Consider the following 20,251-nt stretch of genomic DNA (forward strand, 5'->3'; position numbering starts at 1 on the left):
CAGTCGCTCCGACGCAGAACGATGACACTGCTGCGGGGTGCATGAGGCTACACGAGCAGTTCGCGCACGACCCGGGCTTTTTCAACGCCGGTGAGCTTTTGATCGAGTCCCTGGAAAGGGTAGGTGAGTCGTTCGTGGTCGATCCCCATGCGTTCCAGAATGGTGGCATTGAGGTCGCGAATGTGGACACCATCGCGAACGATGTTGTAGCTGAACTCATCGGTCTCGCCGTGCACCAGCCCACGGCGTACGCCCGCCCCAGCCATCCATACGGTAAAGCACTTGGGATGATGGTCGCGGCCGTAGTTGGTCTTGGTGAGTTTTCCCTGGCAATAGATGGTCCGCCCGAACTCTCCGCCCCAAACAACGAGAGTGTCATCGAGCATCCCGCGTTGTTTCAAGTCGGTGAGCAACCCGGCCGAAGGCTGGTCGGTGTCACGGCATTGATTGGGGAGGTCCTTGGGAAGGGCGCCATGTTGATCCCAGCCACGATGAAAAATCTGCGTGAATCGGACGCCTCGTTCAGCCAGACGCCGGGACATCAAGCAACAATTTGCATACGTCCCAGGCTTCAACACATCGGGCCCATAGAGATCGAGGACGTGCTGAGGCTCGTCACTGAGATCGGCCAAATCCGGGACGCTGGTCTGCATCCGAAACGCCATCTCGTACTGCGCGATGCGAGCATCGGTTTCCGGGTCTCCGATGCGGCGGAGCGTCTCGCCATTGAGTTCGGCAAGCGTGTCGAGCATGCGGCGGCGGACACGGGAATCAATGCCATCGGGGTTGGACAGGTAGAGGACCGGGTCACCACTGCTGCGGAGGGCCACGCCTTGATAGCGGCTTGGCAAATAGCCGCTACCCCACAATCGATTGTACAACGCTTGAGCCTGTTTGCGCCCGGTCCACGATGCCGTCATGACGACAAAGGCGGGCAGGTTGGCATTCTCTGTCCCCAAACCATAGCTGAGCCAGGATCCCAAGGAGGCTTTGCCGGGTAACTGGTTCCCGGTGCAGATATACGTGATTGCAGGGTCGTGATTGATCGCCTCGGTATACATCGATTTGACCAGGGAGATCTCGTCGACTTTGCCTGCCATGTGCGGGATCAGCTCACTCGCCATGGTGCCATTGGCCCCGTGCGGTGCGAACTGATAGATGCTCGGCGCGATCGGAAAACGCGACTGCCCGCTGGTCATCGTGGTCAGGCGTTGGCCCTGGCGAATCGATTCCGGCAGATCTTTATCGAACCAATCTGCCATCGCTGGTTTATGGTCCCACATATCCATTTGGCTGGGGGCGCCCGACATGAACAGATAGATCGCCCGTTTGGCCGCCGGTGGATGGTGCGGCAGGTTGGGCAGGCCACCGACACGTTTGGAATCGGGCGCAGAACCTGCGTCCAACGATGTCGCCGCAGCTGGCTCGGCTGCCGAGGCTGTCCCCTCGAGTGACGCCAATGCGGCCATCCCGAGCCCGGCACCGGAGCGGGAGAAGAGCGAGCGGCGGGTGAGTTGCGACAGACGTGTTTGAGCTTCCGACGCATTGATCAAATCGGCAGCATGTTGGGCGGATGAGCGACTCATTTGCAGATCACCTCGTCTAGGTTGAGCAGGGTACTGGCGAGAACGGTCCAGGCAGCCAAACGTGGATTGGCCGCACCGACCAGCTCGGTCGCCTGATCGGGTTCGCTTTCATAGAGCTGTTTTAAATCTTCCAGCAACCGCGTGAGCGATGCGAGTTCGAGATCCGTGGGCGAACGCAGCACGACTCGCTCAAAAATCTCTTTCAGGGCGAGTTGCGATTGTTCCGCGTCCGATGCCATCATCTCGCCGGCCAACGCCCGCGAGGCCTCCATCGTCTGGGGCTCGTTGAGCATCAACAAGGCTTGCAACGGTGTGTTGGTGCGTTCTCGCCGCGCCGTACAGGACTCACGACTCGGGGCGTCAAACGTGGTCATGACCGCCGGGGCGCTGGTGCGTTTCCAGAACGTGTAGACGCTGCGGCGATAAACCTTGTCACCCTCATCGGCCACGAAGGTCGCGGTATCGGAGTCGGTGTATCCAACAGCCGCCCATAACCCAACGGGTTGTGGTGGTTTGACACTCGGACCGCCTTGCTGATCGACAAGCAGACCGGAGACCGAAAGTATCTGATCACGGAGCATTTCGGCATCGAGCCGGAACCGCGGCCCACGGGCGAGCAAGCGGTTGTTCGGATCGATCGCCAGCATCTCCTCGCTGGCTTTGGCGTCTCGCCGGTACGCGTCCGTCATGACGAGTCGTTTCATCATCGCTTTGACATCCCAGCCGCTTTCGCGAAAGTCAATCGCGAGCATATCGAGCAGCTCGGGGTGCGAAGGGGGGCTCCCCTGGCTACCGAAATCCTCGCTCGTCTTGACCAACCCGGTACCGAAGAGCTGTTGCCAAAAACGATTGACGGCCACGCGGGCGGTTAGGGGGTGTTCGTCCGAGGTCAGCCACTGAGCCAACGCGAGTCGGTCGGGAGCATCGTCGCCAGGCAGAGGTGGCAAGAACGCGGGAACGCCGCGCGGCACCGCGTCGCCTGGAGCATCGTATTGGCCGCGGAGTAGTACGCGAGCTTCTCGCGGCTCGTCGGTCTCTTTCCAAACCAGGGTCGTTGGCACCTCGCTCCGCAAGTCCTTCTGCATCGTCACCAAACCCTGCCGCATATCTTGCAGAGCCAGCCACTGTGGGGAATCACTAAAAACGCGCCGGTAAAAATCTCGCACCGCGTTGGCACCGGAACCAGCGTCTTCGCTCGAATTCGCATCGGCATTTTCATCGGTTTCGATCGCGAGTGTTTCTCCTTGTGCGATCGCCGCGAGCGCGTCCTGCAGTTCCTCGGGTAGCTCGATAGCGCGCCGGGCGAACGCCTTGCCCAGACGAGCCTCGGAGTTTTCATAGAGGCTGAAACGCACGTCACGAAACATGTGAGCCACATGCTGCGATTGATAATGCAGCTGGATCCGAATTTGGACTGGCTCGGTTGCCGACGAATCCAAGCTCTCCTCGAGTTCGAACCATGCTGTCCTCGGCCCTTCGCTTTGGTGCCCTCCCACAGCCCAACCGCGGCTGGCGTCAATCGATCCATCGATGGCTTTGTCGACTGCAAACCCGTCATCATCTTGTTGGCGGCTCGCCAAGGCAATATCGATCTCCAACGGCTTCCATTCGGCCTCATCGTTCGGCCGGGCGTGCAGCACAATCTCACTGAGCACGGCGTTGCCATTGGGCGAGGCACCCACGCGGGTGGAATCGGGGCGGACCAACGCCTCTAACTGCAACATCCGCCACTGCCCCGGTGGAAGTTCGCATTCGATTTCGATGGTTTCCTTGGCCGCAATCTCTCCATCGACTGAAATGACTTGGCCCTCATCAATCCTCGTGTGAGTCTTGGATTTCGATTGGGCCGATTTCGGCGTGAGCACGGCAGACTGCGCGTCTGAATCCGCGTGGAGCGCAGTTTGCCAATCCTGCTGGGCCGCATCGACCTCGGGCAAAAGTCCCGCTGCCTGATCGTCGATCGCAGCGATCTCCGCGGCGAGTTCATTGAGCCTCGCTTGTTGCGATTCGCTGGCGACTCGGACCACCGGCGGATGATCTTCGGCGTTTCCATCGAGGGCGCGACCATCGAGCGAATTGAAGAACGCTGACAAGGAAAAGAATTCGCGTTGCGAGATGGGATCAAACTTATGGTCGTGGCAAACCGCGCAGCCGGTCGTCAAACCTAGAAAAACCGTCCCAAACGCGTCTGTCCGATCGATCACGTTGCGGGCAAAGACCTCGTCATAAATCGACCCGCCCTCGTTCGTGGTAACGTTCAGCCGATTGAACCCCGACGCGACTTGCTGGTCGAGACTCGCGTCCGGCATGAGATCACCGGCGAGCTGTTCGGAGATGAAAACATCCATCGGCATATTTTCAGCGAATGCTTCGATCACCCAATCACGGTAGGGCCACATCTCGCGATAATTATCCAAGTGCAATCCGTGGGTATCACCGTAGCGAACGAGATCCAACCAATAGCGGGCCATGTGTTCACTGTAGTGCGGTGACGCCAACAGATCGTCCACGAACTTTTCATAGGCAGCCGGGTCGGAATCGTTGACAAATGCCTGCACCTGAGACCAGGAGGGCGGCAGCCCAGTGAGGTCCAAGGCGACACGGCGGGCGAGGGTGTATGGGTCCGTTGCCGGGCGTGGCGTCAGTGATTTGCCTGCCAATGCCGCGTTGACCCATTGATCGATCGGGTCGACGTCATCGGAAGACGCCATCGCAGGTGGCTCGCTACGTTTCGGTGCGATGAATGACCAATGAGCTTGAAATTCGGCACCCTCGCGAACCCACTCTCGCAGCAGCGACTTGGCTTCCTCGCTGAGGGGTTTGTGGTACGCCGGAGGCGGCATCTGCATGTCGGGGTCCTCCTCGTCAATTCGTTCGAGCAGGAGACTGGACTGCCAATCCTCCCGATCGATGACCGACAGAGCGCCATCGGCGGTATCCAAACGGACGCCCGATTCCCGCTTATTCTCGTCGGGACCATGACAGGCAAAGCAGTGGTCGGAGAGCAGCGGGCGAATGTCACGAGAAAAATCGACACCCTCTCCGGAGTCCGGTTCCGCAGCGATACCGCTTGCACCGATCAAAAGTGAGAGGACGACGAGCGTCAGAAACCGCGAATCGATCGGCAACATGCGTTGGACTCGGTGGTGGGAAGCGACGGAGAGGCAGGCGGGCGGGCAAACCGGACCCAAGTGCGCTGAGGTGGGATAGTTCCACTATACCCCATATCCGGCTGAATGCCAGATCAAGGCCGTCGCCTCGGCGTGACCCTCGGAATCGCATCCCCGGCCGGCGACTGGGAAGTCGTGCGGTTTATAAGTGATTGTGACTCAACGAGTTACTTCACCCGCCCGGCGAAGCTGGGAGGGTCGGTTATCGAGCCTTCAGCGAGATATCCGGGGAGGGCCGACAGCGCAACGGAAAGTCCCAAACCAGCGCAATACTGGGTTATTCAAAATATCGTGTTGACTCGATTATTACCTACGCATGTTTTCTTCCGCTCTGTTCATGCCCGGAGCGAGCCCCCTTCCATTAACTACTCCCCCCTCTCCACTGCGCTTCGTGGGGGAGAGGGTGAAGGAAACTCGGCTCCCTGTCGGGCGAGCCGACAGGGGAGCAACGGGCAATAGCAACCGCTTTCTAATTTCAAAACGTTGCTTCCCGTGTGACAAGCACACGGGGGAGCAGGATCCCCGGTCGGCTTGCCCGACCGGAATCCATGTTTTGCGATTCGACAAATGGCTCCCTCAACACGCTCCCAGGCGGGCTCAGAACAGATCGCTGATGGCGGCGTCGAGCGAGGTCACGAACCCGTTGTCGCTGACGTCGTAGTAGTAGTCGTCTTCGGTGATCGAATCGATAGGGACACCATCGCTATTTTCTTGCTCGTTGAGCAAGTTGATGATGATCAAGGCATCGAGCGAGGTCACCAAGCCACTGCGATTGACATCCTCGGCAATGACGGGGTTGGTCAAGCGATTGCGGGTCGTGTTGAACTGGACTTCGACGGGACCGCTCTTGACGCCACTGTTGTCCTGCACCTCGATGATCACGATGTCTTCACCGAGATGGTCGGGGTTGGGACGGTACTCCAGTTCGCCGGTGGTCGGATTGATCGAGGCAACACCGCCGGTGCCGTTGGTCAGGATCACCGTCTCGGATAGATCCAAACCATCGGTCGAGAGGAACACATCGTTCAGATCGACGATCGCCACACCGCTGCTTTCGGGGTTGTTATAGGTCCCGGTGCGGATGGGTGGTGCCTCAGGAACAGGCCGCGAGCCGACATCAATGTTGAGCGTCAACTCCTGATACTTGGTGTTGGGATCGACTCGCGAATCGGGACCATCGTCAGCCCGGAACACCAACGTTGCCGTGCCCGTAGCATTGACCGCGGGATAGAGATACAGAGTCCCGTTGATCAAGTCCGGCTCGCGGCGGAACAATGTTGAGAGGTCGGTACCGTTGGTCCCCGCGGAATCGGCCGAGAAGAGGGCCATTCACTTTGTTTGTTCACTTTGTTTGTGCACCAGATCGCGGATTCGGTAGCAGCAAATCTCGCCAATCTGCCCAATTCAGCTTTGGTCACTGGCAATCCGACCGTTTTCCAAATAATTGCTCCACGACCGCGCAGCAGCCAACCCAAGGGGCATCGAATTCGGGTTAGTTGTCATCGGTTTGCGTCAGACCGACGATATGCCCAGCGGATTGCCGGGAGCGCAAAGCCAGTTTTGGTCGCGACGAACTGCCTCTTCGGCCAAATGCTCTGGGCTGCCGGCGGCGCGGCGGAATACTCGACCGAACTTGAGCACTATGTCGCACCAACCATGGGTGTCCAAGCCAATGCGAGTCAGGATGGGCTGCAGATGCTCTGGAATTGAGCCGACCTTGTCGCTGCGAATTTGACGCCCCGTCCAATCAAGCAATTCCAGGTACCTTTCCAACGAGACACTTAGGAATCCCTTCAGGCTACCGCGCCGCCCCGAGTCGTCCAGATTCGGGCCGACAGGATCCCTCTGCTCGTCGATCTCCATCGGACTCATCCAGCCGCTGTGTCGACGCCCCCGCCCACGCTCCCAGTCATGCGTGCTTTCACGTTTGCGTGATCCCGATTGCCGGCAGTCGTCAATCCGGTCCTTCGCCCCAGTGAAATCGCTCGTTTCCGGCGTTTCGGCCATCGCGGCGCGAATGGGATTGAGATCCACATAGGCTGCACAGGCCAGCAAACTGGCTTCATCGAGAAGCAGCTGTGCTCGAAAGCGACCTTCGAAGAAGTGCCCGCGGACCTCGTCTTCAGCGTTGCTGCGCCGGGCGATATTCTCGGCCAAACACCGCATATACCAGCTCACGTCAGACAATCGCCGTTGCCGCTCGGCGAGCACTTCTGGACAGTTCCGAATCATGTCGAGCTCCGGGATCGTTGGCTCGGCGGGACTTCCGTCTTGATTTCGGCGTTTGGGGAACAGCCGCAGCCAGCGACGGGCGACCTCGTCATCGGACCAGGCTGCCACAACGTCGGGCCGACTGCGAAGCACCAGGTGAGCGTGCGAACTCATGATAGAAAAGGTCAAACAGTCGATACCAAAGACGGACGCGAGAAACTCCATACGGTCGCGGATCCAGCCCCTGCGGTGCTCATAGCACCGTCCAGTGGCGGCGTCTTTTCCGCAAAGCCATGCCTGTCTGACACAGCGTTCCACACAATGAACTACCTGAATTTGATTCGGATCGATCACTTCCCCACGAGCTTGCCTGGGCATGGTCTTCTCCCTACTGAGCGTGACGCTGTATTGTGGATGACGGTATTAGGAATCCTACGAAAAACTCCAGGAAAGACAACTAAGCAATGCCTGTCCCTGTCTGGCTCAGCGATTTCGGTTCGAGGGACGGCTAAGCATCGAGAGATCAAGAAGTGGCGTAAGCTTCCAGCTTGCGGTCGGCAAAAATCGCAAGCTGGAAGCTTACGCTACTTGCCCAGTAGTCCGACCCCGGGAATTTTGTGATCGACCGGACTGTGATTGCCCGAGGCTACTGCACACTCGACGTCCCCACGCCGATGTAGACTTTTAGAACGTCGTCGTTGGATTGAGGCCACAGCTGATACAGCACTCCTGATTCGATCATCCGTTCGCGGAGATCGGAGAATTGCTCGTAGGAGTCGGGCCAAATCGCAATCGTGATTGCGTGTCCCCCTGATTTGGCCTGCTGCACTAGATGTTGGAACTCGCGGGCGCCTTCGCCCCGGCGGAGGTCCCAGCCCGTGTTGGCGATCGGTGTGATTTCGATACCGGTGTCTGCGGCCGTCCTCGTTGAAACCTGCTTCTCATTGAAGCCACGTGAGAACGACGACGGCATCTTGGCCAGATACAATTTGCTGTCTTGAATCAAGACCAGTAGCGATGATCTACCGCTGGAGCGCACGCGTGGTACTCGCAGTGTTTCTTGCTTGCTATCGACGAGACGTTTGAATTCGCTTCGGGTTGTTGCTGCCAGTCTTCTCGCTTCTCGCAATTCCTCGGGAATCGCTGCGTTTTCAAGCCTTTGGACTGCGTTGGCCTCCAGACGCTCGGCCAACAATTTGCTGGTATCGGCTTCGCCAGCGAGGGCAGCGTCGATGCCTTGCATCAATTGACTCTGCCTCTGCTGCAGACGCAAAAACTCACGATCATCGACCGAGGTGCGGCGACTCGGCATAGCCGAAAGTGACATCTTCAGGAGCTGTTGTTTGGAGGACACTTCGGCAAGTTCTGCCATCGTTTTGCGAACTTGCTCTGCGGACGCTTGGGTGCCGGCGTCGCTTTCTTCCATCTGTACCATTGCGCGATTCTGGAGCATCACTGCGAGCAAAATGGCGAGAAACACGATGCCGCCAAACGTGTTGCAGATGGTATCGAGAAAGAGTTCGAAACTCGATCCGGGATCCTGTTGACCTCTCATGGCAACTCACCAACCTCGTGCGCGAACCGTGCGGCCTCTTGCATTCCCACGACCGTGAAACCGTACGCCGCGTCTGCCGCGTCTGCAGCCGACTTCATCGAACGAAAATCACGCTCGCCCCCCGGCCGGATGCGAAGGAGCAGGTGCCGTCGCGATAACGGGATCTCGGCGAGCCATTGTTTCCATTGATCGATTCGTGAGGTCCCCGTCAGAATCTGTTCAGTCTGGAGCAGACCATCTCGGATTCTGATTGTTTCGGGTGACACGGTGATCAAGACGAGGAATGTGCCCTCGTCGGTCTGGTCGCGAAAAATGGTTGAGTCATCACTGCGGAGGGCTTTCTGCTTGCTTTGCAACTGGGCCGTTTGCTGGGCCAGTTCGTTCAGTTCCTGCTGGTGCTTGGACAGCGAGGCAGCTTCCTTGGCCAGCTTCTCCGACTCCGCAAGGGCAACGAAGGCCAACTTTTTCAGTTCGCTTTGTTTGCTGCGTGATGTCTCGATGCGTGCCGCCAGACGGGCGTTTTCTGACTTCAATTGCTCCACTTTCTCAGCAATATTGAACTTGTTGAGGCCTGCCGTTTGGGATCCCGCTGCAGACCTCTCGGCAATCTCCGCTTCGATCTGGCTGATCTGCTGTCGTAACTCTGCGATGGTATCCACGATCGGTTGGATGTCCTGCGGCACCGCTTCGCTGGCTGCTTCCACACGCTGGGCAAGCTGGAGTACCAAGATGAGTGTGATCAAGATAAAGATGCCGACGACGGCGGTGATGATGTCTTGAAAGGCAAAGAATGAAATGCCGGGACCGGTGTTCCTGCGTTTCGCCATCGCTACACTTCTCGCCCCGGTTCAAAAGGCAATATCTTGATACGGCTGACGATCTGTTTCAGGCAGTATTCTTGACAATCGTCCAAGAACACCTCTTCTGCCTTTCGCTGCGACGTCATCCATAGCTGAATGACCAGCGCCACAACCAGTGACAGGAGTGTGGTTTCAAACGCTGTACTGAGCCCGCCGGTAACTTCTTTCAAGGAGCCCACAATGGCGCTAACGTCGGATTGTTTGTCGAGTAGGCTGCTGAAGTTCCCGATTGCGCCAGCCAGTCCGAGCACCGTGCCGATAAATCCGAGAACGGGAATGGCCCATAGAAATCCGCCTACGGTAGCAAATGATGTTTGGTGAGCCGATTCATCACGTTCGGCGCTCGCTCGCAGGATGTCGTCGACATCGCTGACGCGGCCGAGATTCTTGAGATTCGAGAGCGAAATCAGAATTCGATTGTAGACCAAATATCGGGTGGGATCGTCCGCCAATGCATGGATATTGCGAATCACCTGGTCGGCAGTTTGACTGGTCAATACAAATTCATGATTCTCGGGGATAACGGCGTGTCGGAGGGCTTTGCGTTGAACGGATAATTTGTTTTGCTTGATGATCAGAATCACAATGCTCCAAAATCCGAGGAACACGGTCGCGTACTGCGTCGGTCCACGGTCGAGCAACATGGCGCGAAAGTAGCCCGGCGGGAGGAAGTGAACAATGACGAAGAACAACGTCGTCAAGATCAACGCGATGACCCCTGCGAATCCACTATTGACGGCAGTGCCGCCCGCTGCGCTCACACCGAAAACTCTCTCGATATCGGATTTCGCAACACTCAGAGGGCGTGGCAGCGGTGGGCTGGCCGATGGGGATGGATTGCTCATGTGACCGCGTTCGCTGCCGCTGCTGCCATGACCATCAGCAAGACTGCCGCACCAACCAGCAAAATGACAATCGCTACCAAGACGATTGCACAGTACCTCCAGAACGATTGGAGCCGATTCGCCGCGAGTCGCAAATGCAATCTGTCTCGATGCCGAGCGAGCAATTTCAGGCTGCTCGCATAGCTCAGCAAATACACTTCTCCGGCTATCGACAGTCCACAAAATAGCAAACCTGTCAATCCATAGACCACCGACCTGGAGCCACCAAAGGGCATCCATTTGGCTTCGGCGCCAACGATCATGGATGTAATAAAGTAGAGCACGGCCAAGCCGGACAACACCAATCCCAACACACTCAGGATCATTACCCAGACACGATGATTGGTAAAACGCTCGCAAATTTCGGCTGAAAGTTGTCCTGCCGCCTGATCTGCCCCAACGATGCTAGAACTGGAATAACCCATCTCAGCAGCGGATTCGTTGGGCGTCGCGGAAAAATGTTCCGGCAAGACCTCCACGGCTGGCCGCCAGTCATCGAGCCCGGCTCGCCAGACCAACGTGTCGCGTCGGACGTCGCCCGAGTTCACCCACGTCAACAACGTTTGGGGGTTCATTGGGCCTTGATTGTCGCCGTTGAAATGAGCGTACCATTCAACCCCATCGTCAGCGTCTTGTCCGGCGATCGGCGACGAGGATTCCGCTAGCGTCTGTGTTGCGGTAGGGGCCGACGCTGGTGGGGCATGAGTTGGGCTCGATGCACTGCGAAAAAAATCACCAAATTCCTCAGCACGCTGCCAGGTCAATGCGTCGGAGGAGAGCTCATGCATTCGCGTGATCTGTCCACGGCGAATCAGGCCTCGAACCTTCTCGCTGGACAGCGGGCCGAGCGTCTTGCCCTTGAATCGAATATAGATACGATCATCGCTCATCGGCGGGAACTCGAACTGACGGAATCGGGGTTGTTGGGGTAAAGAAACACCGGACGACCAGCAATCCAATCGGCTTCGGATTGCGTTAGCTCTACTGTACCGGATTTCAGGCGGCCGATCGGTACCCAGTCAGCCTTCTCAGGGGCTGTCGGTGAGGGCCGAACGATAGCCAAGTTTCCGTTGGCGGCAGCTGGCTGATTCAACTTCACCGCCATGGATCCATCATCGCCACGGCCTAGCGTACCGACCCAATCAAACTTCAAATCACGAAGTTTCAAGGATTTCAAATCGAGTTTGGGGCGATTCTGATAGACCCTTGATAGCTTGGGGATCATTCGCTGTTCCACATTCGGACCGAGCGAGTTGTCGGGCACCGATGGTTCATACCAATAAGCGATCTCATTGCTCCGACCCTCTAGCCATCTCAGGTCCTCGCTCAATGCTTTGGAAAGATACGCACTCCCTTCAATCGCGCCGCTAAGCAGGTGTTGCAACAGCATCTCTTTGATCTGGCCATCGAGTTGGTCGCGCCCTCGAACGGTCGCGATCAACTTTAGAAACTCCCCCTCCCAGTCACTCAGAAACTCGTCACCGCGAGCCGCATACATCGACGCGAGGGCTTTGATGGATGCGTAAGGTTCTTTATGGATCTCAAAGTTTCCTTCCAAGCCCACCGTTTTGATAGCACCGGAGTCATTTGCAACGACTTCAACACCGGGATGCTTCGCCCGCCCATCGTCGGACGGAGCGAAGACGGAATCGCGTTTTCGATCATAGTACGATTTGAACACAAAGTAACGATCGCCTCGTCCATCCTCCACGACGACTGTGTACAGGTCCGCAACCACCGTGTTCGGCAAGCCCCCGAGCACGCGTTTTAGCACTTCCGTGCGATCAGCGAATCGCTCAATCCGGTCGGCAACGGGCACTGGCAGTTGCATGAGGCTATGATCCACGCCGCGACCCAAAGCCGACTTGGCGCTGACAATCGACTGCATGCTCTCCGCACTCAGGCCTGAGGTGAATGCTTTTGATGCTGTGTTGGCGTACTCATTCCACATCAGTCCCTGGTCCCATAACTCGCGTTCACTCGCAGCACGGCGGAACTCATCTGCAAGCGACGCGTCGTCCAATTGGCTCGCCGACCTCTTTAGTCGCTCAGCCAACTGATCAAGCGATTTGGCAGCGTGTACGTCCTCCATCGCTGCGTCTCGAATGGTCATGCGTTCACGGCGTTGACGAATTGCCTTGTCCAGGGAGTTCGTGCGAGTTTTCACCGAATTGACCTGTGCCAAAGCTGAGGACGCGGCCCTGGGAAAAGTCGACGGCAGTGCTTTCAAACTGTCGAGAATCCTGCTGAGTGTTCGCGACGCATCGTCGCCTCCGGCACCTTCCTCCAGTTCCGTCAACGTGTCTCGGGTCGACTTGAGCTCCTCGAGTAGCTCCTTGGTTTGCTGAGTGGCGATGCTCGCCTCCCAAGCAGAGTACCGACTTCGCAGCTCAAACACACGCCCCTTCTGCTCATCCGTTTCCGCCAATTTCTCCGCTCGATTCAATGCTGAAAGATCGATCTCGGCATCCACGTCCGCATTCGCTTTCGCCAAATAGTCCGCAAACTGTTCGGCTCTCTGCGTGCGTTGACCGATGGCGGTTTGCACCTGGCTGTTCAGAGATGCGATTGCCGAGGTGCCTGCGAGTTGGGGATCCGTTTCCCGCAAGTTGGCATGAAAAGAACTGGCACCGTCCAAATCACCGCTGTCCAACAGCGATTGAAGTTCCTGTTCCGCGGCAATGGCGCGAGCCTGCTTCGCCGCATCGATTTGCCACCACGCGAAGGCCACGATAGCGATCACTGTCGCGGCGAAAACCGCAGCAATGATCGACAAGAACTGCCGCTTCTTGGTCATCTGACGATCTTCGATCGCGACCTGGTATCGCTGCACCAGTTCGTCTGGTGGCGGTTGTTCAAAGAGCGTCGTTTGTTGATAGGCCCGCTCGAGGTCGTCGACAGGTGCCTTGCGATCGAGCACCGCTTCAAGACCACCAATCGCCGCAGCCCGCTGCGCCCGCGATTGCTTCTCCCGATCAATTTCTCGCAACCAGAGAATCGGCGGTTCTGCTGCTTCCTCCAGCTCCTGAGGCAGCGGCGAGGTCAGGGTGGCAGCCAGTTCATTCCACCGAGTTAATTCAGAGCGAGCACCTGGCTCGTCGAATTGGCAGAAGGCGTCATTGAGTTTCGCCGCGACGCCTTGCAGTTGGGAAATCGTGTCCTGTTCGGTCAGCCCTGTGAGCGTCGCTGATACCCTTGCCGTCAGTTTTGGGTCGGGTGGCAATCGCCACGCCGACTGCGTTAGCTCGTCTTGAAGAGCTTTCAGGGCGACTGGATCTTTTGCAGAAATCGCTGCCCTCGCTTCGGTAGTCAACTGTTTGTGGCGTACCTTTTCCCAGCTCTCGATGTCCTCTTCCCAAACCGGTGTGGTCGCATCGACTTCGGCGATCCTCCGGAGGACTTTCAGCCGCCACGCCAACGGAGCTCGCGCGATCGCCAGCCGCCGGTGATTGGTCAATAATCCCTCGAGGGGCTGGGTCTCGACGATGGCTTCATTGAGCTGGTCGACTAGGTCTCGCTCGAGCTTCGGTGGCACGGGCACATCGAGAAACTGGAGGATATCGAACCAATCCTCTCGCTCGTCATCGGGCAGATCCAGCTTTGCAGCGGCGTCGATGGCATTGGGCGAGATAGACGCCACCTGAATCCCCTCGCTGCGCAGTCCCTTGTGCAGGAGAGCGACGGCCTCGGCGAGTCGTGTATTGACTCGCGTGACTTCGTCCGCATAAGCCGTAGCGAGGGGACGCATCGTCTCTTCGGAAATCCCATCCCGCTTGCCCAGTGCCTGCCGAATCCGCTCCACCAACGTCGCCATCAATTTTGCTCCGGGTCGAGAACGAGAACAAACTCAGGATTGATCGTCATCTCTGTGTCCAATTTGCTTAGGTCCTGAATCGCTGCAGATTCACTGTTTGGTGCTTTGGCCCGAAAAATGATTGTGATCTCGCCGAGTGTTTGAGGTTCGGTAAGCTCGTTGCGGTCGCTGACGATTTCACCGCAGAGTTCTTTGAGGTTGCGAACGTGTTCGACTCGCAGTGAAAGTTTGGGATCCATATCGGGTACGATTTCCTGCTCCTTCAGTTGATTCAGATCAACTATCAATTTGGATAGTTTAAAAATGCTATCTTCAGTAAGACCCTCGAGCGTGAGATGCGGTATTAACTCAGAAATGCTTTTTTTGATCCTGTTGGCGCTCTTGGCATTGGCAGTTTTCTTTTTCCCGTTATCGGTCTCTGGCCAATCTGTGCCTACTTGCTGCCAGCTTGTCACATGCTTCCTTTTCGCAGGGAGTTCGCTTAGTTTAATAAGCAATTCCAGGCACTGACCATCGAATTTATGCCTGCGTTTTTTCCCGCTATATGCAGGCGAACTATCGAATCCAACAACCACGGATTGCAATGGATTGTCCCGCTGGATCTCGAGATACATAAAGCTACTCGGGAATTCCGGTTTCTCGATTTTCGTACCATCCTCAATCGGCTCGAAGCTGCTTTCATCATCGAAACTAACGCTAGTGGCTTCATGCATTTCGTCCGCGTCATGAGAGAACACTGCTTCTCCCTTCAGCTTTTGTACTCCGTTCTTCTGTGAGTAGTGAAGTTCGACTCGCGTTCTCTTGTCATCCTGTTCCGTTGCAACAGTATCCGCATCTGTTGCCTGCTGAGAACTGTCTGCCTCGTTCTCTTTTCCTGGAATATCTACTGCAGGATTTCTTTTGTGGGACGTCGATTCCACGTCCTTCTTGACGCTTGAAACCTCTGTGATCGCATCTTTTCCCTTGGCTTTTCCATCATCATCGGATGGCATTTGAGTATCAGCAGCGACAGGCGTTTCACTGGACGCCTGCTCTTCTACAGCCTTGTCACCACCTTCGGACTTGTCCACTGGTTTCTCTGGCGTGTCTGTGTTTGATTGGCTTGCCAACTCAGACTCAGTGGCTTGCGTGCTGCTCTCTCGTGTTTCCAGTGCAAACTCATCACGCTCCTCCGCAGCCGCTTTGGTTTGACTGCTTTCGTCTAGCTCATCGCGAATGGACTGAGGATCGGTGGAGTCCCCGCTGTCTGCGATCGAGTTCGCATACCTCTGAATTCCGTAGACGGCTGCTCCGCTGGCCAGGAGGAGCAGTGCGATCACCGACACGAGGATGAGCGTTGATTTTGACTTCGGTTTCGCTTTGACAGGCTGTGGCGGCGGTGTCGCTCGCTTGCCGTTTTTTCTCGCAGTATCCGGAAACGGACGCGTTCCAGGCGGAATATCGATCGAGTCCAACGGGGCGTCGACGGGAGGAGGTGCAGCAGCGGGCAAGATGGCCGCTGTGAGTGGATCGGTAAGGGGCGAGTCGTTTGACTCGGCTGAGTGTGTGCCGCTGCGGGCGAGTTCAGTCAACGGAGAGTGAGCCGCGGGCGGGAGCTTGGCGGTCAGATCGATGACTGTGCCCCGAGCGGACGCGAGCCGGGCTTCATCGGTGCCCGCAAGGACGCAGCGGACTCGGCAATCAATTTCAGGTGGCAGGTTGGTGTAGTAGGTGCTGAACGTGGCTGACCAACGCTGCGTTTCGGGCAGCAGGGCGATCGACTCATCGAGTAGCGAGAGCAGCGATTGACTTTGCGAGAGATCGAAAAGGATCCAAACCGGCTTGTTCGATGGAGCGGCGATGAGGCCGGCGAGATAACCACCCCAACCCGCGTCTCCGGTAGTCGCATCCCAAGTTGTGCAAACGCGGCTGGATTGGTTTTTCTGGGGAAGGGTGGGGCCGGTGGGCGGCGTTTGGTTCTGCCCGTCCCACTGGGTGCGCATGATGTTGGCGTGAGCCAAAAGCCAGGCAGGTCCGGCAGGCGATTGCTCGTGCGAATCGACGACGATGTGATGGGCCAGCTTATTGGTCCGGCCGCTGTAGTCGGTACCGTACGCCGCCACCCGCGAGAGCACACTCGATGACTGACCCCCGGTGCGGATTCTCACATGGGAAAAACTGATGGGGTTCTGTGCGGCCTGATCATCTTGCGGTGAAAAGACGTGTCGATACCCCGATAGCGTTTCCAGCCGCTGGGCAAGGTTCCCAGGCATGCCGCTGGTCGACAGGACGGTGCAAAATCCTCGACTGCCTTGCCGCAGGCCGGAGGCTGCCGAGGTATACAGAAGTTCCAAACTCACGCGTCAGTGTCCTCCGTTGACGATTGTTTTTTAGGGATCCGGTACTGGGCTCCGATCAATCCACGCGTCCAGGTGGACAACGCGTATAGCAGCGGCACCTCGACCCAGTACGGATGGATATTGCAGGGCCGGATGCCGAGTGAGCCCGTGGCGTCATCGACCTCGGGGCTGACCCCGGTGGCACTGACCGGGATAAACACGAGTTCGCGAGCAAAACCTTGGGCGGCGGCAACGATCTCCGGACAGAATTCTTGCAGCAGGGCTTCGACCGCCGACGAGGTCTCGCGAATCCGATCGCTATCGAGCGTGCGCACCGAGTGTTCGTCGCGGTCAAAGTATGGCTCGGCGTTGGACACATCGGGCAGAAGTTCCTTCCAACTGTCCCATTTTGTCACGACGATGACCATTGGCCCCTGGTGCTGTTCGTCTTCGCGTAGTCCTGCGTGACGCCGCACCCGCGAGATCGCTTCTAAGAGAATCGTATCTTGGCGAACGCTGGCTTCACGCTGCAATCTCGCGTTGCGTGGCTTCATTTGCGGGTCATCGCTTTTGCCTTCACACGCGCGACGGAAACGCGGATCCTGAGTGGGGTCAAAGCAAAAGAACAAACAGGCGGAATGAGCCAGGTGCCGAGTGACTGGGCTGGTGACTGAATCGGTGCCTGGCAAGAAACTCTCGCCCGCATTGTCGTAGAGACAGATCACCCGCGACATGGCCTTCGCCCGCGCATGATTCGGGTGGGTTGCAGTGGGCTGCAGCGTGAAAAGGAATGGGCGTGGAAGCGTGATCGAGTGGTCGCCCATCTGGACTTGATCATACATGTCACCCTGCGTTTCCGTCTTTGCGATCGATACCAGGGCATCGGGATCGGCGTTGAGGAATTGTTGTTCCTCATAGGCATGCAGTCTTGCGTTGGCGGACGCATCTGCGTCATGAAGCGTCACCTTGAATCGCTTTGGCAACATCTGACGCAGCTGCCACGTCATCGAAGCCAGGAAATAGCTTTTGCCGCACGCGGGGGCCCCCAGAATCGAATAGAAGATGGCGGGCAGTTGAAACAGCGGCCGGGGAACTTCCAAGTGGCAGTTCGGACACGCTAGACGCGTGGCTCGGTAGCCTTCGGAATCAATCGCATCGCCTTCCGGGGAAAATCGAGAGGGCAAGAAACGCACGGCGTGGATGTCGCCAAGCTTCGCATCCCCGATCAAATCTGGGTGTTCGGACACCCATAGCGACTCCGCAGGGGCAAAGACATTCCAACAATGTGGACAGGTGACTTGGTCGAGCAACGAGAGGCGGTTCGCGACGAGCGGTGCAGCCATAGGAAAATCGAACAATTGGGTTGCAACGTCATCAAACCTGCCCTCGGCGAGTACATCCAGCCAATGAAATGCAGGGGGGGGGGGGGGGGCATTGTACCATCCTTCCGTGGCAGGAACCATTGCCTGGTACGATAATGATGCGGCCGATCGATTATGCCCTCTCGATTGGAACTGCCTGAACTGTTCCTAGCGAATTTTGATTTCCCGCATGAGGGCAGCTGATCAGGGCGGTGCCCCATCCCATTGCCGCGCACGCGCGATGCCTCGCCCGCCCGCGCTCGCTGTGCTGGTTGATGAGATCACGCTCCGTTATAAACGCCAGTGTTCGCAGCGGCAAATGCAGCGATTTCAGGCCGAGACGGAAGCGGGCTGTCGTTGGAGTGTGCCGATACGCGCGCGTGGCCGGGTGTGCACGCTACCCGAGGCCTCACGGCCAATGCCATCTACTTTGCCCCTGTTCGGGGCATCATCACGATGGTAACCCGACGCGTCACGGCGTGTTGACTTAGTTCTCAGGGTGGCGGATTTGGTTGATTTCCCCCCTTACCCCCCGTTCGCTCCAGACACAACGCGATCCCAGTTGATTGGCGTGGGATCGGCTGGCTGGAGGGAACGAGCGGGGACGTGGACTACGTTGTCGGTTTCAGCGCTGGCGGGTCCGTGCCGCTGGCGATCAGACTGAGCAGGCGATGAAGGTTAAACGCCGTACACAGCCAACGCCATTCGTTGCCCACTCGCTTCAGACCACGCGTCAGAAAACGACGTGCCCCGAAGTGACCCTTGATCATCGCAAAGGGACGCTCGCTAGGATGCCGACGACGGGAGTACTTCGTCTTCGCCGACTCAGTGCCCATCTTCTTCGCGTGAGCGATCCGTTCGGCTTCGTGTTGTTCGTGGCTGATTTGACGCGACTTCGCCTGGCCGCTGAAGCAACGCTCAGCCAACGGGCAACCGGCACAGTCCGACGCATCCGCTTTGTAGCGATACTTGATTCGCTTTCGACCGTTTTCCACTTGGCTGGTCTTGTTCGCATAAGGCATCGCCTTGCCAGCCGGGCACCGGTAACAGTCCGCTTCGGCATCGTAGACGAAGGCTGCCTTGCTGAACTTCGTCGTCTTCGTACCGTCTTTTTTCTTGGTCGTCGTCGTCGGCAAGCGATCCAAGTCCGAAGAAGCTACCGGTTCGCTGGGGTCAGGGCGAATCGCTGGGTTGTCTTCGCCAGCACCCTTGATCGGCGAATAAAGATCGATGCCAGCCTCCTCGCACTTGGCTAGGTTCTCGCCGGTGCTCATCAAGCCGTCCGCGAGCATCTCAGCAGGAGGTTCTTCCAAGCCAAAGGACTCTTTGACATCCTCGACCGCACCGAACATCTCTTTGTCTTCGTTGGCCTCAGCGATCACGCCCTCTGAAACAATGAACCCGCTATCGACATCGACTGTCGCATGTGGGGTGTAATTGGGAGCGCAGCCGCCTTCCTTATTCGGCGTCACTCGCGACTCGGGATCGGTGATGGGAATGCGGGCAGGCACCTTTTTGCCTTCAGATTCAAGTCGATCGATCTCAGCCAAGGCAGCGTCGACACGTTCGCGACGTTGCTTGACATCGGCCAGTTCCTCTTGGAGCTGATGAGCGTTTTCGGCACCGAGTTGCTCGTCTTCTTTGCTATCTGCCTCAGCCGTCCTCGCTTCGAGTTCGACAAACTTGGCTGCGAGTTCTTTCTTGGCTTTGCGAAGTTCTTCGGGCGTCCGGGTGCCGCTCTTGCGGTTGTTCGCTCGTATCCGAGTGCCGTCAAACGCCAGCGATTTAAGCGGCAGATGACCAAGATCGCGAGCGACCAATGCAATCTGGACGAAGATATCCTTCAGTGCGTCGGAGTTTTTGCGTCGGAATTCGCTGATCGTAGTGTGGTCGATCGTGCGTCCTTCAACGAGCCAACGAAAGTCGACGCGAACGATGAGTGCTTCTTCGAGTGACCGTGAGGTGCGGATACGGCACAGTAATCCGTAGAGAATCACGCTGGCGAGGACACGGGGGTGAATCGGTGGCTGTCCGATTCGCCCGTTGTATTTCTGTTCCCACTGGTTCCAAGAGAGTCTGCCGAGAATATCATCCAGGAGTCGGACGCTATGATCGGCGGGAATCGCTTGATCGAGTCGCTCGGGAAAGAGCACCAATTGATCGCGAGCAAGCGGTGGCATCGAGAATTTAACCATGAGTTCCTCCGTTGCAGATATCATAGCGCCAACCACCGCCGCCGATAGCCGACTAAATCAACACGCCGTGACGCATCGGGTTACCAACCGAGCCATGCCCCAAACGGGTCCAAAGTAAGTGCCATTCGGCTATCGCCTCGGCGTCACCCTCGGAAACTCAGCTTCCTGTCGGACAAGCCGACAGGGGAGCAACGGGCAATAGCAACCGCTTTCTAATTTCAAAACGTTGCTTCCCGTGTGGCAAGCACACGGGGGAGCAGGATCCCCGGTCGGCTTTTCCGACCGGAATCCATGTTT

The 20,251-nt window shown here is 57.4% G+C and carries 12 protein-coding genes; all 12 read right to left on the bottom strand.

Translation table 11 applies throughout. The features are described 5' to 3' along the window. Positions 1–47: 47 nt before the first annotated feature. The 12 genes from CA85_RS11450 to CA85_RS11505 all read right to left on the bottom strand — a co-directional run bounded on the left by CA85_RS11450 (position 48) and on the right by CA85_RS11505 (position 19,954). Positions 48–1,586, bottom strand: a complete 1,539-nt coding sequence (locus tag CA85_RS11450) for a DUF1501 domain-containing protein (RefSeq protein WP_146391490.1) — start codon at positions 1,584–1,586, stop codon at positions 48–50. Then, positions 1,583–4,717 carry a PSD1 and planctomycete cytochrome C domain-containing protein gene (locus tag CA85_RS11455; RefSeq protein WP_146391491.1) on the bottom strand — a complete coding sequence of 1,045 codons (3,135 nt, stop codon included), beginning with the start codon at positions 4,715–4,717 and terminating at the stop codon, positions 1,583–1,585. The genes CA85_RS11450 and CA85_RS11455 overlap by 4 nt, the downstream gene beginning before the upstream one ends. Before the next feature lie 636 nt (positions 4,718–5,353). After that, positions 5,354–6,085 carry a dockerin type I domain-containing protein gene (locus tag CA85_RS11460; RefSeq protein WP_146391492.1) on the bottom strand — a complete coding sequence of 244 codons (732 nt, stop codon included), beginning with the start codon at positions 6,083–6,085 and terminating at the stop codon, positions 5,354–5,356. Between the two features lie 183 nt (positions 6,086–6,268). Beyond that, positions 6,269–7,141: a hypothetical protein gene (locus tag CA85_RS11465; protein WP_246112711.1), complete on the bottom strand. Its 873-nt coding sequence runs from the start codon at positions 7,139–7,141 to the stop codon at positions 6,269–6,271. 472 nt (positions 7,142–7,613) lie between these two features. Then, a complete protein-coding gene (locus CA85_RS11470; RefSeq protein WP_146391494.1) occupies positions 7,614–8,522 on the bottom strand; it encodes a hypothetical protein in 909 nt (302 codons plus the stop codon). Next, a complete protein-coding gene (locus CA85_RS11475; protein WP_146391495.1) occupies positions 8,519–9,349 on the bottom strand; it encodes a hypothetical protein in 831 nt (276 codons plus the stop codon). The genes CA85_RS11470 and CA85_RS11475 overlap by 4 nt, the downstream gene beginning before the upstream one ends. A 2-nt stretch (positions 9,350–9,351) precedes the next feature. Further along, positions 9,352–10,227 carry a MotA/TolQ/ExbB proton channel family protein gene (locus CA85_RS11480; protein WP_222435438.1) on the bottom strand — a complete coding sequence of 292 codons (876 nt, stop codon included), beginning with the start codon at positions 10,225–10,227 and terminating at the stop codon, positions 9,352–9,354. Continuing rightward, positions 10,224–11,156, bottom strand: coding sequence for a DUF4339 domain-containing protein (locus tag CA85_RS11485; protein ID WP_146391496.1), 933 nt, complete (start codon positions 11,154–11,156; stop codon positions 10,224–10,226). Before CA85_RS11485 ends, CA85_RS11480 begins: the two co-directional genes overlap by 4 nt. Then, entirely contained in the window at positions 11,153–14,080 is a 2,928-nt protein-coding gene (locus tag CA85_RS11490; RefSeq protein WP_146391497.1) for a hypothetical protein, read from the bottom strand. Before CA85_RS11490 ends, CA85_RS11485 begins: the two co-directional genes overlap by 4 nt. Next, the gene (locus CA85_RS11495; protein ID WP_146391498.1) at positions 14,080–16,419 is read right to left on the bottom strand and encodes a GAP1-N2 domain-containing protein; all 2,340 of its coding nucleotides are present in this window, start codon (positions 16,417–16,419) and stop codon (positions 14,080–14,082) included. Before CA85_RS11495 ends, CA85_RS11490 begins: the two co-directional genes overlap by 1 nt. Next, entirely contained in the window at positions 16,416–17,741 is a 1,326-nt protein-coding gene (locus CA85_RS11500) for a hypothetical protein (protein ID WP_146391499.1), read from the bottom strand. The genes CA85_RS11495 and CA85_RS11500 overlap by 4 nt, the downstream gene beginning before the upstream one ends. 629 nt (positions 17,742–18,370) lie before the next feature. Further along, complete coding sequence (locus CA85_RS11505) at positions 18,371–19,954, bottom strand: IS1182 family transposase (protein ID WP_186774884.1); 1,584 nt, start codon at positions 19,952–19,954, stop codon at positions 18,371–18,373. Positions 19,955–20,251: the final 297 nt, after the last annotated feature.

It is taken from the genome of Allorhodopirellula solitaria (assembly GCF_007859855.1).
Taxonomy (GTDB): Bacteria; Planctomycetota; Planctomycetia; order Pirellulales; family Pirellulaceae; genus Rhodopirellula; species Rhodopirellula solitaria.